The organism is Staphylococcus sp. HMSC063F05 (genome assembly GCF_001837075.1).
In the GTDB taxonomy this organism is placed as follows: domain Bacteria; phylum Bacillota; class Bacilli; order Staphylococcales; family Staphylococcaceae; genus Staphylococcus; species Staphylococcus epidermidis.
Window position 1 is genome coordinate 125,304 of record NZ_KV831328.1, and the last position, 14,900, is coordinate 140,203.

Annotated in this window: 13 protein-coding genes; all 13 read left to right on the forward strand. The window is 31.8% G+C overall.

What is annotated here, in order from left to right:
- The first annotated feature begins 157 nt into the window (after nucleotides 1-157).
- The 13 genes from aroC to asnS all read left to right on the forward strand — a co-directional run bounded on the left by aroC (nucleotide 158) and on the right by asnS (nucleotide 14,855).
- Nucleotides 158-1,324, forward strand: coding sequence for a chorismate synthase (aroC, locus tag HMPREF2576_RS04100; protein WP_001831020.1), 1,167 nt, complete (start codon nucleotides 158-160; stop codon nucleotides 1,322-1,324).
- 27 nt (nucleotides 1,325-1,351) lie between these two features.
- On the forward strand, nucleotides 1,352-2,416 hold the full coding sequence (gene aroB / locus HMPREF2576_RS04105) for a 3-dehydroquinate synthase (RefSeq protein WP_001831320.1): 1,065 nt from the start codon (nucleotides 1,352-1,354) through the stop codon (nucleotides 2,414-2,416).
- Between the two features lie 9 nt (nucleotides 2,417-2,425).
- Nucleotides 2,426-3,727 carry a 3-phosphoshikimate 1-carboxyvinyltransferase gene (gene aroA, locus HMPREF2576_RS04110; protein ID WP_001831249.1) on the forward strand — a complete coding sequence of 434 codons (1,302 nt, stop codon included), beginning with the start codon at nucleotides 2,426-2,428 and terminating at the stop codon, nucleotides 3,725-3,727.
- A gap of 3 nt (nucleotides 3,728-3,730) precedes the next feature.
- Nucleotides 3,731-4,975: a tetratricopeptide repeat protein gene (locus HMPREF2576_RS04115; RefSeq protein ID WP_001831060.1), complete on the forward strand. Its 1,245-nt coding sequence runs from the start codon at nucleotides 3,731-3,733 to the stop codon at nucleotides 4,973-4,975.
- A gap of 13 nt (nucleotides 4,976-4,988) precedes the next feature.
- Complete coding sequence (locus HMPREF2576_RS04120) at nucleotides 4,989-5,552, forward strand: YpiB family protein (protein WP_001831161.1); 564 nt, start codon at nucleotides 4,989-4,991, stop codon at nucleotides 5,550-5,552.
- Nucleotides 5,553-5,563: 11 nt separating this feature from the next.
- Nucleotides 5,564-6,157: a DUF1405 domain-containing protein gene (locus HMPREF2576_RS04125; protein WP_001831230.1), complete on the forward strand. Its 594-nt coding sequence runs from the start codon at nucleotides 5,564-5,566 to the stop codon at nucleotides 6,155-6,157.
- Between the two features lie 44 nt (nucleotides 6,158-6,201).
- On the forward strand, nucleotides 6,202-6,897 hold the full coding sequence (locus tag HMPREF2576_RS04130) for a zinc metallopeptidase (RefSeq protein ID WP_001831045.1): 696 nt from the start codon (nucleotides 6,202-6,204) through the stop codon (nucleotides 6,895-6,897).
- Between the two features lie 180 nt (nucleotides 6,898-7,077).
- Complete coding sequence (locus HMPREF2576_RS04135; RefSeq protein WP_001832769.1) at nucleotides 7,078-7,395, forward strand: nucleotide pyrophosphohydrolase; 318 nt, start codon at nucleotides 7,078-7,080, stop codon at nucleotides 7,393-7,395.
- 21 nt (nucleotides 7,396-7,416) lie between these two features.
- Nucleotides 7,417-8,559, forward strand: coding sequence for an N-acetyl-alpha-D-glucosaminyl L-malate synthase BshA (gene bshA / locus HMPREF2576_RS04140; protein WP_001831222.1), 1,143 nt, complete (start codon nucleotides 7,417-7,419; stop codon nucleotides 8,557-8,559).
- The gene (locus tag HMPREF2576_RS04145; RefSeq protein WP_001831104.1) at nucleotides 8,549-9,751 is read left to right on the forward strand and encodes a CCA tRNA nucleotidyltransferase; all 1,203 of its coding nucleotides are present in this window, start codon (nucleotides 8,549-8,551) and stop codon (nucleotides 9,749-9,751) included. The genes bshA and HMPREF2576_RS04145 overlap by 11 nt, the downstream gene beginning before the upstream one ends.
- Nucleotides 9,738-10,709 carry a biotin--[acetyl-CoA-carboxylase] ligase gene (locus HMPREF2576_RS04150; RefSeq protein ID WP_001831050.1) on the forward strand — a complete coding sequence of 324 codons (972 nt, stop codon included), beginning with the start codon at nucleotides 9,738-9,740 and terminating at the stop codon, nucleotides 10,707-10,709. Before HMPREF2576_RS04145 ends, HMPREF2576_RS04150 begins: the two co-directional genes overlap by 14 nt.
- A gap of 24 nt (nucleotides 10,710-10,733) precedes the next feature.
- On the forward strand, nucleotides 10,734-13,442 hold the full coding sequence (locus HMPREF2576_RS04155; RefSeq protein WP_001831318.1) for a helicase C-terminal domain-containing protein: 2,709 nt from the start codon (nucleotides 10,734-10,736) through the stop codon (nucleotides 13,440-13,442).
- A 120-nt stretch (nucleotides 13,443-13,562) separates the two neighbouring features.
- Complete coding sequence (gene asnS, locus HMPREF2576_RS04160; protein WP_002439780.1) at nucleotides 13,563-14,855, forward strand: asparagine--tRNA ligase; 1,293 nt, start codon at nucleotides 13,563-13,565, stop codon at nucleotides 14,853-14,855.
- The last annotated feature ends 45 nt before the right edge of the window (nucleotides 14,856-14,900 follow it).

Genomic DNA, 14,900 nt, shown 5'->3' on the forward strand with positions numbered 1-14,900 from the left:
ACAATCATCTTGGTGCTATTCTTTTTTAAATATTTATAACTGCTAAAATAAAAATCTCCTTGTTTGTCTAACTGACTTATGTTGTGTGATTGAATATGATAATATATTAAACATATTACAATTTAATGTATTGAAGAATAGAAAGGGGCGTGCGATCATGAGATACCTTACATCCGGTGAATCACATGGACCACAACTTACAGTCATCATAGAAGGTGTACCAGCTAATTTAGAAATTAAGGCTGAAGATATTAATAAGGAAATGTTTAAACGTCAAGGGGGATATGGTCGGGGGCGTCGTATGAAAATTGAAAAAGATACTATAGAAATTGTGTCAGGCGTCAGAAATGGCTTTACTTTAGGAAGTCCAATAACTTTAGTAGTTACTAACGACGATTTCACTCATTGGAGAAAAATAATGGGCGTCGCACCAATTAGTGATGAAGAAAGAGAAAATATGAAACGTACCATTACAAAACCTAGACCGGGCCATGCTGATCTTATAGGTGGCATGAAATATAATCATCGTGATTTAAGAAATGTGCTTGAGCGTTCATCTGCTAGAGAAACAGCAGCAAGAGTTGCTGTGGGTGCTGTTTCAAAAATTCTTTTAGAACAATTAGATATCCACTTATATAGCCGTGTAGTCGAAATTGGTGGTATTAAAGACAAAGGTTTATATGATGTAGATATGTTCAAAAATAATGTAGATAAAAATGATGTACGTGTAATTGACGAAAATATTGCGCAACAAATGAGAGATAAAATAGATGAAGCGAAAAAAGACGGAGATTCAATCGGGGGCGTAGTTCAAGTAATGGCTGAAAACATGCCTATTGGAGTGGGAAGTTATGTACACTATGACCGTAAATTAGATGGACGCATTGCACAGGGTGTTGTGAGTATCAACGCCTTCAAAGGTGTAAGTTTTGGTGAGGGATTTAAAGCAGCTGAAAAACCTGGTAGCGAAATTCAAGATGAAATTCATTATAATCAAGATTCAGGCTATTTTAGAGCTACAAATCACTTAGGTGGATTTGAAGGAGGCATGAGTAATGGGATGCCTATAATTGTTAATGGTGTCATGAAGCCTATTCCTACTTTATATAAACCACTAAACTCAGTTGATATTAATACTAAAGAAGACTTCAAAGCTACTATAGAACGCTCAGATAGTTGTGCAGTGCCCGCAGCTAGCGTAGTATGTGAACACGTTGTCGCTTTTGAGTTAGCAAAAGCAGTACTCGAAGAGTTTCAATCTAACCACATGGACCAACTCGTAGCACAAATTAAAGAGCGTCGACAACTCAACATAGAATTTTAATTACCCTAGAATGATTGAGGTGAAAGCATGGAACTTAAAACATCATATGCAAGTGATAATTATCCCATCATCGTTAAACATCACGCAATTAACTCTTTAGAAAGATACATTAAAAATGAAGAACAACGATTTTTTATTATAGATAAGCAAGTCTATAATTTATTTGTAGATAAACTTGAAGCTTTGGCTCAAAAATTTGATGCTAAATGTATCGTAATCCCTTCTGGGGAAACGTCAAAATCATTCGAACATTATCATCGTACTATTGAATATTTACTAAGCCATCAATTAACACGTCAAACATGTATTGTTGCCATTGGTGGTGGTGCAACAGGAGATTTCGCAGGGTTTATTGCTGCAACTTTACTTAGAGGAGTATCATTTGTTCAAGTACCGACAACTATTTTAGCCCACGATTCAAGTGTAGGTGGTAAAGTTGGAATTAATTCTGAGCATGGTAAAAATTTAATTGGTGCTTTTTATCGACCCAAAGCTGTCATTTATGATTTAGATTTTTTAGAAACTCTACCATATTCTGAAATACTAAGTGGCTATGCTGAGGTCTATAAACACGCTTTATTAAACGGTGAGAAATCAACAAAAAATATCGAATCTAATTTTACCTCAAATAAAGTTTTACAAGCGTTAAAAAATCTAGATTATTATTTATTTGAGGGTATAAAAACAAAACTAAATATTGTTGTTGAAGATGAAAAAGAAAAAGGTAAAAGAAAGTTTCTTAATCTTGGTCATACATTCGGTCATGCAATTGAATATGAGCATAAAATACCTCATGGTCATGCAGTTATGATTGGTATTCTTTATCAATTTATTGTTGCGAACCATTTGTTCGAGACAAATTATAACATTCAACACTATATTAATTATATGAAAAAACTTAAATATCCATTATCTATCATCAAACAACTTCATTTTGAAGATACTTACCATTTTATGCTTCTAGATAAAAAAAATGATTACAATGGTATTCAAATGGTCTTACTTAAAAATTTAGGGAAACCAGTTGTCACTCATGTTGATAAGGATACACTTTTATCAGCTTTCGAGGAATTACAATCTTATTTTAAGTAGGTGAATCAAATGAATAACAGTGAAATAATTAATATTAATGGACCACTCAAAGGTGAAATAGAAGTACCCGGTGATAAATCGATGACACACCGCGCTATTATGTTAGCTTCATTAGCTAAAGGCATATCAACCATTTATGAACCCTTAATGGGCGAAGATTGTCGACGTACTATGGATATCTTTAAACTATTAGGTGTAACAATTGAAGAGCAGGACAATTCTATCATAATCAATTCACCAGGATATCAAAATTTCATAACGCCACACCAAGTGCTCTATACTGGTAATTCTGGTACTACTACACGGTTACTTGCAGGTCTTTTAAGCGGATTAGGCATTGAAAGTGTGTTATCTGGTGATGTATCTATAGGCAAAAGACCCATGGATAGAGTGATGAAACCTCTGTTAAAAATGAATGCTAATATATCTGGAATTGATAATAATTACACACCACTTATAATTAAGCCTTCAACTATTAAAGGTATAAATTATCAAATGGAAGTTGCAAGTGCACAAGTTAAAAGTGCTATTTTACTTGCTAGCCTATTTTCAAAAGAAGCCACGACACTTACAGAATTTGATGTAAGTAGAAATCATACAGAAACATTGTTTGCACACTTTAACATTCCTATATCAATTCAAGGTAAAACAATCCAAACCATACCTTATGCAATTGAACATATACAGCCTAGAGATTTTCATGTTCCAGGAGATATCTCATCTGCTGCATTTTTCATAGTCGCAGCCCTAATTACGCCCGGTAGTGACATTACAATTCATAATGTTGGCATTAATCCCACTCGTTCAGGTATCATAGATATCGTTAAACAAATGGGAGGAAACATTGAATTAAGTAATGTAAGCAAGGGTGCAGAACCAACTGCATCAATACATGTAAAATATACACCGAACTTGAATGCTGTTACAATTAAAGGCGACTTAGTTCCAAGGGCTATCGATGAATTACCAGTTATTGCACTACTTTGCACACAAGCTTCAAATTCTTGTATTATCAAAAACGCGGAAGAATTAAAAGTGAAGGAAACAAATCGTATAGATACTACTGCAGACATGCTAAATTTACTTGGTTTTAATTTACAACCCACACATGATGGACTTATTATACATCCATCAGAGTTTAGATCAAATGCAACTGTAGATAGTCAAACAGATCATCGTATAGGAATGATGTTAGCTGTAGCTTCACTACTTAGTTCAGAACCACTCAAAATAGAGCAATTTGACGCTGTTAATGTTTCCTTCCCAGGTTTTTTACCTAAACTAAAGCTTTTAGAAAATGAGGGAAAATAAACAATGGAAGATATCTACAAACTTATAGACGATATCAATCTACAAAAAATAGAAAACTTAGATTCTCGAGTAAATGAGGCATTGAGTTCAAACAATGATGATGCATTATTTATACTTGGTGAAACTTTATATAATTTCGGTCTTACACCTCAAGGGTTAGAAGTTTTTAGAACGTTGTATCATAAATACCCAGATGAAAGTGAATTACTCATTTACTTTATCGAAGGTCTCATGTCTGAAAACCAAACTGACGAAGCACTTGAATATTTAGCACAAGTAGAACCATCTACCGAAAAGTTGATGCTAGAAGCCGATTTATACCAACAAATAAATATGTTAGAAGTAGCAATTGACAAATTGCAAGAAGCATTAGATCTTGAACCTAATGATCCAATTATTCACTTCGCCTTAGCAGAGCTATTATACTACGATGGGCAATACTTACGAGCTACAAGAGAGTATGAAACAGTATTAGAAACTGGTGAATATGAAGTTAATGGAGTAAATATTTTTTCGCGAATGGCAGATTGTAGTTTACAAAGTGGTAATTATTCAGATGCTATTAGCTTATTTGATGAAATTAATGAAGAAGAGATGAATTCTGAAGATTACTTTAAAAAATCAATTGCTTATGAAAAAAACGATTTAACTCAAGAAGCAATTAAAATTATGCAAACATTACTTTCAAAAGATCCTGATTTTATACAAGGATATTTTTATCTTCAATCTCTATTTGAAAATGAAAAAAATTATCCTGATGCTATAGAAACTGGTAAGGAAGGATTACGTTTAAGTCAATTTTACAAAGAATTAATGGTTTCTACAGGTAGCTTAGAAATTGAGCATGGAGATGCAAATGAAGGTGTAGAATTGCTAAAACAAGCCTTAGAAGTCGATAATGCATATCATGAACCATTGTTGATTTTAAGTGATTTATATCGTAATGAAGAAGACTATGAATCAATTATACAATTGTTGACTTATGTAGATGAAGAAGATTTAGACCCTATTTTCATGTGGCATTTAGCATATGCATACGGTCAAGAAGAACGAGATAAAGAAGCGCAACATTTCTTTGAATTAGCATATCCAACATTACAAACCCAAGTTGAATTTTTAAGCGATTATTATTTCTATTTATTAGAAATTGGACAAAAAGAAAAAGCAATTTTGATTTTAAATCAATTATTAGAAATTGATCCAAGCAATGAAAATTGGCATGACGAGTCAATGAGATTGCAAATATAAGTTGGTGACTTAAATGAATGATTCTCTTATTCGTATCAAACAAAATTTTATAGAATATATTCTGTTTAACTATCGTTTTAAATCAAGAATCACTGTGTGGGTATTAAATTATTTAAAGGCAAATCAAGATAAGCTAAATAATGTACATTTCGTAAATAGTAAAATCAATAATCATTATACCTTAGAAATTGCAGAAGTGGATGCAACTGCTTCTGCAATTCAATTGAGCAAGGATAATAAATCTTATATTAATACAAATCAAATTTTTAATTATATTGCAAATCATACATTAAGATTAGATATACAAATACATTTTGCTAATTGTCACATCCGAGAATCTCGCTTAGATGATTTAATATTAATGCAGCTCATACATTCACCTAGTTATTCATCTTATGTACAAGACTTATATTCAATTTCTATGGATAAAAGAAAACAAACATTTATTATTCAAACCTTACAAAACAATATTGATTTAAGTTTACAAATGAATGAACCTGATTATTTTTATCAACTCACACAAATACTTAATGTATTAAAATCAAAAGATATTCAATCAACTTTACATGAAAGGTAGTTCATACTAAGATGTATCAATGGCTTTGGGAAACTTCACTTTATCAAAAATGGTTGATTTCTTTTATTTTAATTTGCAATATATTTGGTACGATATACGGTTATCATTGGTATAGTAGTCAATTAGCTAACACACCAAATTATTTTAAATTATTTGTTCCAGATAGTCCCACTGCTACATTATTTTTATGTTTATCATTATTATTCATACTATTTAATAAGCGTTATGCCCTGATTGACGCTTTAGCTTTTATAACTCTATTTAAATATGGTAGTTGGGCTGTAATTATGAATATTTTGATGTTTATAAAAATGAATGATATTGCCATAAACGGACTTATGTTGCTCATTTCTCACGCAATTATGATATTAGAAGCTATCTATTTTTATCCTCGTTTTAAAATATCTAAATTGGCTGGATTGATGAGTTTCATATGGGTGACGATCAATGACGTAATAGATTACATATACGGACAATATCCCTACTATGATTTTATCGCCAAACATTTAATTGAAGTAGGGGTATTGGCTTATAGTCTCACTATCATTTCGTATATTTTATTTTTAAAATTACAAAAGTGGTTGAAAGTTAAAACATTTGATTAAAGACAAATTTGACAGTAAAATGAAAATAAAGGAGAGTGAGTTTAATGTCTTTAATATCAATGATTATATATTTCGTAATATTAATGGTCATTCCAATGTGGGCTCAACACAAAGTTAAATCTAATTATGAAAAATACTCACAAGTGAGATCCACAAGCGGTAAAACTGGTCGTGAAGTTGCTGAAGAAATTTTACATGCTAATGGCATTTACGATGTTGACGTCGTTAAAGGCGAAGGTTTCTTAACTGATCACTATGACCCAAATAAAAAAGTTGTTTGTTTATCTCCTGCAAACTACGATAGACCATCAGTTGCTGGTACTGCAATTGCAGCCCATGAAGTAGGACATGCAATTCAACATCAGCAAGGATACGCACCATTAAGATTTAGAACAGCATTAGTACCATTAGCTAATATTGGTAGTTCTTTAAGCTACATTATTATTATGGTAGGTATTGTTTTAACAGCTCTCGGTAGTGTCTTTGGCTCTACAGTTCTATGGGTTGGTGCTGGTTTAATGTCACTTGCAGTTTTATTCTCTATCGTGACATTACCTGTTGAGTTTAACGCTAGTTCAAGAGCGATGAAACAAATAACAGCTTTAAATATCGTTAATGAGAAAGAATACAAACACGCGAAAAAAGTTTTATCTGCAGCAGCAATGACATATGTGGCATCTACTGCAGTTGCGTTAGCTGAACTTGCTCGTATTATATTAATTGCAAGATCAAGTGATTAATCATATATAACAACGCAGTTCCTGGTAATCATTACAATGGATTTGTAATGGTTACCTTTTTTTATTTGAATACGTGACAAAATCCTATCTTTTAATCCATATTAAACATTGCACTTGAAATGCAAGTCACTTTATTTTGTAATATACTATATAAGAATAGCGATAAAGGAGTACTTCTATATGAAATCTATGGAGCAAATGCAACAAGAAGTTGATGACTATATCAGTCAGTTTAAAGCTGGTTATTTTTCTCCACTTGCTAATCTAGCAAGAATGACAGAAGAAGTTGGAGAATTAGCACGCGAAATTAACCATCATTTTGGAGAGAAAAAAAAGAAAGATACAGAAGAAGATAATACAATTAAAGCTGAATTGGGAGACAATTTATTTGTTTTACTGTGTATTGCAAACTCTCTAAACATAGATATGACAGAAAGCTTTAATGACACGATGAATAAGTTTAATACAAGAGATAAAAATCGCTTTGAAAGAAAATAATTTAAGAAAGGATGGGCACAAATGAAAATCGGTATAACGTGTTACCCGTCCATGGGTGGTTCTGGCATTATTGCTACAGAACTCGGTATTAAAATGGCAGAACGTGGCCATGAAGTTCACTTTATTACCTCAAACATACCCTTTAGAATACGCAAACCTTTACCTAACATGACGTTCCACCAAGTTGAAGTCAATCAATATGCCGTATTCCAATATCCACCATACGATATTACATTAAGTACAAAAATTTCTGACGTTATACAAGAATATGATTTAGACATATTGCATATGCATTATGCTGTACCTCACGCTGTATGTGGTATATTAGCGAAACAAATGTCAGGTAAAAACGTCAAAATTATGACAACACTACATGGCACTGATATAACTGTGTTAGGTTATGACCATACTTTACAAAACGCGATAAAATTTGGCATAGAACAAAGTGATATTGTAACAAGTGTTAGCCATTCTCTAGCACAGCAAACTTATGAAATTATCAATACTAAAAAGGAAATCATCCCTATATATAATTTTGTAAGGGAAAATGAATTCCCAACTCGGCATAATGAAGAATTAAAAGATTGTTATGGTATTTCACCTGAAGAAAAGGTATTGATACATGTTTCTAATTTCAGAAAAGTAAAACGTATTGATACAGTGATTGAGACATTTGCAAAAGTTCATGAGAGTATACCATCCAAGTTGATACTTTTAGGAGATGGTCCAGAATTAATCGATATGCGACATAAAGCACGAGAACTTGATGTTGAAACACACGTACTCTTTTTAGGCAAACAAAATGACGTAAGCGCATTCTACCAACTATCTGATTTAGTACTACTCTTAAGTGAGAAAGAAAGTTTTGGATTAACTCTCTTAGAAGCAATGAAAACAGGCGTCTTACCTATAGGGAGTCATGCAGGTGGTATTAAAGAGGTCATCAGACATGAAGAAACTGGATTTATAGTAGATATAGGGGATAGTACACAAGCTGCAAAATATGCTATTAAACTTTTATCAAATCCAGAGTTATATCAAAAAATGCAATCACAAATGCTGAAAGATATTGAAGCAAGATTTAGTTCAGATTTAATTACTGACCAATATGAAAACTATTATCGAAAGATGCTAGAACAAGGTGAGAACAACAATGAGTCATGAGATATTTGAACAAGCAAAACCTATTTTAAAAAAGATTCAAAATAAAGGTTTTAAGGCTTATTTCGTTGGCGGATCAGTACGTGATTACATCATGCAACGACCTATACATGATGTTGATATTACCACCAGTGCAACGCCTGACGAAATAGAATCTATATTCGATAAAACCATACCAGTGGGGAAAGAACACGGTACGATCAACGTGGTCTTTCAAAATGACAATTATGAAATTACTACATTCAGATCTGAAGATGAATACATCGATCATCGTAGGCCAAGTGAAGTGTATTTTGTAAGAGACTTATATCAAGATGTTCAACGTAGAGATTTTACAATGAATGCTATAGCAATGGATTTAAATTACCGGTTGTATGATTATTTTAATGGTCAACAAGATATAAACAATCGAGTAATTCGTACTGTTGGTGTACCAAGTGAAAGGTTTTCAGAAGACGCGCTTCGTATCATTAGAGGATTACGTTTTCAATCACAACTTAATTTTCAAATTGATTCAGACACATTACATGCAATGTCTTCTCAGATTTCAGATATACAATATTTATCCGTTGAACGTGTAGTAGTAGAGCTTAAAAAACTTATCATGGGAAACAATGTTAAACAAAGTTTTGAAGTCATGCAAAACATGAAAGCATTTAATTATATACCTTTTTTCAAATCATTTGAGATGTCTCATCTTCATATAGATGAGCCCATCACATTTGAACTTTGGATTGCAATCTTAATCGTCCAACAACCAAAAGATATACAATTAAGCACCTTGAAAATCAGCAATCAAGAAAAAGCAACTATCAAAAAATGGGTTACACTCATCCAAACATTGCCTAAGATACAGTCAAAGCAATCTTTAATAACATTAGTATATGATTACAATTTAAATGATATTGAAATCCTATTATCATTACATCATTTGCTTAAACAAAATGGGCTTACAACAGCCAATCATTTAATCATTAATGAAATAAGTATTCGCGAAGCAAATGAAAAATTACCTATCCATTGCAGAAAAGAATTGGCAATAAATGGTAAAGATATACTCAATCATACGAATAAAAATTCAGGACCATGGCTAAAAGATACACTTAGAGAAATAGAAATCGCAGTCATATCAAATCAAATAGTCAACACTAAAGAAGAAATATTAGAATGGGTGGATGCACATGTCAAAATATAGTCAAGACGTCATTAGAATGTTGTATGAACATCAATCAAATTACATATCAGGGCAATATATTGCCGATCAACTCAATATTTCTAGAGCAGGTGTCAAAAAAGTTATTGACCTATTAAAAGAAGATGGTTGTGATATCAAGTCAATAAACCACAAAGGCCATCAACTGAATTCATTACCTGATCAGTGGTATAGCGGTATTGTAAAACCTATTCTCGATGAACTTGGCCTTTTTAATCATCTAGAAGTTTATCACACTGTAGATTCAACACAATTAAAAGCAAAGAGAGCACTCGTTGGAAATAAAGATACTTTTTTAATTTTGAGCGATGAACAAACCGAAGGTAGAGGTAGATTCAATCGTAATTGGGAATCATCTAAAGGAAAAGGCTTATGGATGTCACTAGTGCTAAGACCTGACGTACCTTTTTCTATGATACCTAAATTTAATTTATTTATTGCTTTAGGTATTAGAGATGCTATTCAACAATTTTCGAACGAACGTGTAACAATTAAATGGCCAAATGATATATATATTGGTAATAAAAAAATTTGCGGATTTTTAACTGAAATGGTTGCAAATTATGATGAAATAGAAGCAATAATTTGTGGTATAGGTATAAATATGAATCATGTTGAAAGTGATTTTGACGAGGATATTAAAGATAAAGCAACAAGTATACGCATGCATTCCGATAGTATAATTAATAGATATACTTTTTTAACTGCATTATTAACTCAAATTATACATCGCTTTGATCAATTTTTACATCAAACTTTTGAGTCAATTCGAGAAGAATATATTCACGCTACAAATATATGGCATCGTCAACTTAAATTCACTGAAAATAATCATCAATTTTTGGGGGAAGCCATAGATATTGATTCAGATGGATTCCTTATTGTTAAAGATGAAAAAGGTCAATTACATCGACTTATGAGTGCAGATATAGATTTATAAACACAAAAATGAGGAGCGGACATTATGGGAATAGCAACATTTGCAGTTGTTGATTTAGAAACAACTGGAAATCAACTGGATTATGATGAAATCATTCAAATTGGTATTACGTTTGTGCGTCAGAATCAAGTAATTGATACATACCATTCAATGATACGTACCGATTTAGAAATTCCACCGTTTATCCAAGCCTTAACTTCTATAGAAGAAGAAATGTTAGTACAGGCACCTTATTTTAATGAGGTCGCAGATGACATTTATCAACTTATCAAAGACTGTGTTTTTGTTGCACATAATATCTCATTTGATCTTAATTTTATAAAAAAAGCTTTTGAAAAATGTAATATTCAATTTAAACCTAAAAGAGTAATGGATACTTTAGAATTGTTTAAAATCGCATTCCCTACAGACAAAAGCTACCAGTTAAGTGCATTGGCTGAATCTCATCATATACCATTAAATAATGCACATAGAGCAGATGAAGATGCAACAACAACTGCTAAATTGATGATTAAAGCTTTTGAGAAGTTCGAGCAATTGCATTTAGATACACAAAAACAACTGTACTATTTAAGTAAAAATCTCAAGTATGATCTTTATCATATTTTGTTTGAAATGGTTAGAAATTATCAAACTAAACCGCCTAACAACCAATTTGAACAATTTGAACAAATTATTTACCGTAAACAAATTGATTTAAAAAAACCGGCTGTCAATTTTGATGGTACCTTAAAAGATTTATATAAAAATGTCACTCAATCATTAAATCTTACATATCGGCCACAACAGTTATACCTAGCCGAAATTATACTTGATCAGTTGATGCATAGTGATAAGGCAATGATTGAAGCTCCTTTGGGTAGTGGAAAGTCTCTTGCTTACCTGCTTGCAGCAACAATGTATAATATTGAGACCGGTCGTCATGTAATGATTTCAACAAATACAAAATTATTACAAAGTCAGCTATTAGAGAAAGACATACCATTACTCAATGATGTTTTAGATTTTAAAATTAACGCGTCATTAATCAAAAGTAAAAATGATTATATATCTCTTGGTCTTATCAGCCAAATTCTTAAAGACGATACAAATAATTATGAAGTAAGTATTCTTAAAATGCAGTTACTTATTTGGATAACTGAAACAAATACTGGGGACATACAGGAATTAAATCTTAAAGGTGGACAAAAAATGTATGTTGACCAAAAAATTGAAACATACGTTCCAGTTCGTCATGATATCCATTATTATAATTATATAAAAAGAAATGCTCAAAACATACAAATTGGTATCACTAATCATGCGCACTTAATTCATTCAGACAGTGAAAACACTATATATCAACTATTTGATGATTGCATCATCGATGAAGCACATAGATTGCCTGACTATGCGCTAAATCAAGTTACTAATGATTTAAATTATTCAGATGTTAAATATCAATTAGGACTTATTGGCAAAAATGAAAATGAAAAACTACTTAAAGCAGTAGACAAACTTGAGCAACAACGTATTTTAGAGAAACTAGATATTGCACCTATAGACGTTTTTGGACTGAAAATAAATATCAATGAGTTACATGATTTAAATGAGCAACTATTCACTACAATTTATAATATTATTCAAACATCAGACGTTTATGATGATGACATTCATAAGTATCATTACGTTTATGACTTTGAAACGGGTGAGATTTTAAAAGATTTACGTGCAATCATAGATAAATTAAATAAAACGATAGAAATTTTTAACGGAATGAATCACAAAACAATCAAGTCTGTACGGAAACAATTATTATACTTACATGACAAATTTAAACTTATCGAACAAAGTATAAAAGATCATCATACAAGCTTTATTTCAATTAAAAATTTAGCACAAAAATCAACAATCCGACTCTTAGTCAAGGATTATGATGTTAAAGATATCTTGACGAAACAAGTACTCGAAAAATTTAAGTCTCTTACATTTATATCTGGCACATTAACTTTCAATCACTCATTTAAAGCATTTCAAAATTGGTTTAATGAAGATATAGACTTTAATACATTTGAAATTTCAACACCTTTAACATCATCCAACCATACAAATGTTTTTGTGCCCAATGATGTTGAAACGTACAATTATAAAAATTTAGACGATTATGTAGCTTCAATTGTAGACTATATTGTTGAATACATCACAGTGACACAGTCGAAATGTCTTGTCTTATTTACAAGCTATAAAATGATGCATATGGTTCAAGATTTGTTAAATGAATTACCTGAGTTAGAAGATTATGTCATTTTAACCCAACAACAAAACCAAAATTATAAAATTGTTCAACAATTTAATAACTTTGATAAATCTATACTTCTTGGAACATCAACATTTTTTGAAGGTTTTGATTTTCAAGCCAATGGCCTTAAATGTGTAATGATAGCTAAATTACCATTTATGAATAAACATAATATTAAATACTGGCTTATGGATTCTGAATTCACATCAACTTTTAAAGATTATGTATTACCTGATGCTGTAACAAGGTTTAGACAAGGTCTTGGACGTCTTATTCGACACGAAGACGACAAAGGACTTATTGTGTCATTTGATGATCGACTAGTAAATAGCACATATAAAAGCTTTTTTGCTCAATCACTAGAACATTTTAAACAACGAAAAGGTAATATTAAACAGTTTAATAAATTACTGAATCAAATACAGAGGTCTATCGATAATGAGAGTAAAAGCTAACGTTTTAGAAATATATAATAAATAATATCGAATGATTCCAGTTACTCAACTTGTAGAAGTTAAAGACATATTTTGTTAAAATAAATAAGTATTTAAAAAGAAAAATATAGGAGTTTGGTTATGAAAACTACGATTAAACAAGCGAAAAAACATCTTAACCAAGAAGTAACAATTGGTGCTTGGTTAACTAATAAACGTTCAAGTGGTAAAATAGCGTTTTTACAATTACGCGATGGTACAGGATTTATGCAAGGAGTAGTAGTAAAATCTGAAGTAGATGAAGAAACATTTCAACTAGCAAAAGATATAACTCAAGAATCATCTTTATACATCACAGGAACGATTACAGAAGATAATCGTTCTGATTTAGGCTACGAAATGCAAGTTAAATCAATCGAAATTGTACATGAAGCACACGATTATCCTATTACACCAAAGAATCATGGAACAGAATTTTTAATGGATCATCGTCACTTATGGTTACGTTCAAAAAAACAACATGCTGTCATGAAAATAAGAAATGAAATTATCCGTGCAACATATGAGTTTTTCAATGAAAATGGCTTCACTAAAATTGATCCACCTATTTTAACAGCAAGTGCACCAGAGGGAACAAGTGAGTTATTCCATACAAAATATTTCGATGAAGATGCATTCTTATCACAAAGTGGGCAGTTGTATATGGAAGCAGCCGCAATGGCTCACGGACGTGTTTTTTCATTTGGCCCAACTTTTCGTGCAGAAAAATCTAAAACACGCCGTCATTTAATTGAATTCTGGATGATTGAACCAGAAATGGCCTTTACAAATCATGCAGAAAGCTTAGAAATACAAGAACAGTATGTGTCTCACATTGTTCAATCTGTTTTAAATCATTGCCAATTAGAACTCAAAGCTTTAGATAGAGATACAACTAAACTAGAAAAAGTTGCTACACCTTTCCCTAGAATTTCTTATGATGATGCTATCGAATTCTTGAAAAAAGAGGGATTCGATGATATTGAATGGGGTGAAGACTTTGGTGCACCTCATGAAACAGCCATCGCTAATCACTATGATTTACCAGTATTCATTACAAATTATCCAACTAAAATTAAACCATTCTATATGCAACCAAATCCAGACAATGAAGATACAGTATTATGTGCTGATTTAATTGCGCCTGAAGGTTACGGTGAAATTATTGGTGGTTCCGAACGTATTAATGATTTAGAATTATTAGAACAACGCATTAATGAGCACGAATTGGATGAGGAAAGTTATAGCTATTATTTAGATTTACGTCGCTATGGTAGCGTACCACATAGTGGTTTTGGCTTAGGCTTAGAGCGAACAGTAGCTTGGATTTCTGGAGTTGAACATGTTCGTGAAACATCCCCATTCCCACGTTTACTTAATCGCTTATATCCATAATTGATTATTCATATTTATGTTCAAAATGCCATTTTGAAACGTCCA

Coding starts and splice junctions, on each gene's coding strand:
- asnS (WP_002439780.1), top strand. CDS start 13,563: ATGAAAACTACGATTAAACAAGCGAAAAAACATCTTAACCAAGAAGTA.
- HMPREF2576_RS04150 (WP_001831050.1), top strand. CDS start 9,738: ATGTCAAAATATAGTCAAGACGTCATTAGAATGTTGTATGAACATCAA.
- HMPREF2576_RS04125 (WP_001831230.1), top strand. CDS start 5,564: ATGTATCAATGGCTTTGGGAAACTTCACTTTATCAAAAATGGTTGATT.
- aroC (WP_001831020.1), top strand. CDS start 158: ATGAGATACCTTACATCCGGTGAATCACATGGACCACAACTTACAGTC.
- HMPREF2576_RS04155 (WP_001831318.1), top strand. CDS start 10,734: ATGGGAATAGCAACATTTGCAGTTGTTGATTTAGAAACAACTGGAAAT.
- aroA (WP_001831249.1), top strand. CDS start 2,426: ATGAATAACAGTGAAATAATTAATATTAATGGACCACTCAAAGGTGAA.
- HMPREF2576_RS04135 (WP_001832769.1), top strand. CDS start 7,078: ATGAAATCTATGGAGCAAATGCAACAAGAAGTTGATGACTATATCAGT.
- aroB (WP_001831320.1), top strand. CDS start 1,352: ATGGAACTTAAAACATCATATGCAAGTGATAATTATCCCATCATCGTT.
- bshA (WP_001831222.1), top strand. CDS start 7,417: ATGAAAATCGGTATAACGTGTTACCCGTCCATGGGTGGTTCTGGCATT.
- HMPREF2576_RS04120 (WP_001831161.1), top strand. CDS start 4,989: ATGAATGATTCTCTTATTCGTATCAAACAAAATTTTATAGAATATATT.
- HMPREF2576_RS04145 (WP_001831104.1), top strand. CDS start 8,549: ATGAGTCATGAGATATTTGAACAAGCAAAACCTATTTTAAAAAAGATT.
- HMPREF2576_RS04115 (WP_001831060.1), top strand. CDS start 3,731: ATGGAAGATATCTACAAACTTATAGACGATATCAATCTACAAAAAATA.
- HMPREF2576_RS04130 (WP_001831045.1), top strand. CDS start 6,202: ATGTCTTTAATATCAATGATTATATATTTCGTAATATTAATGGTCATT.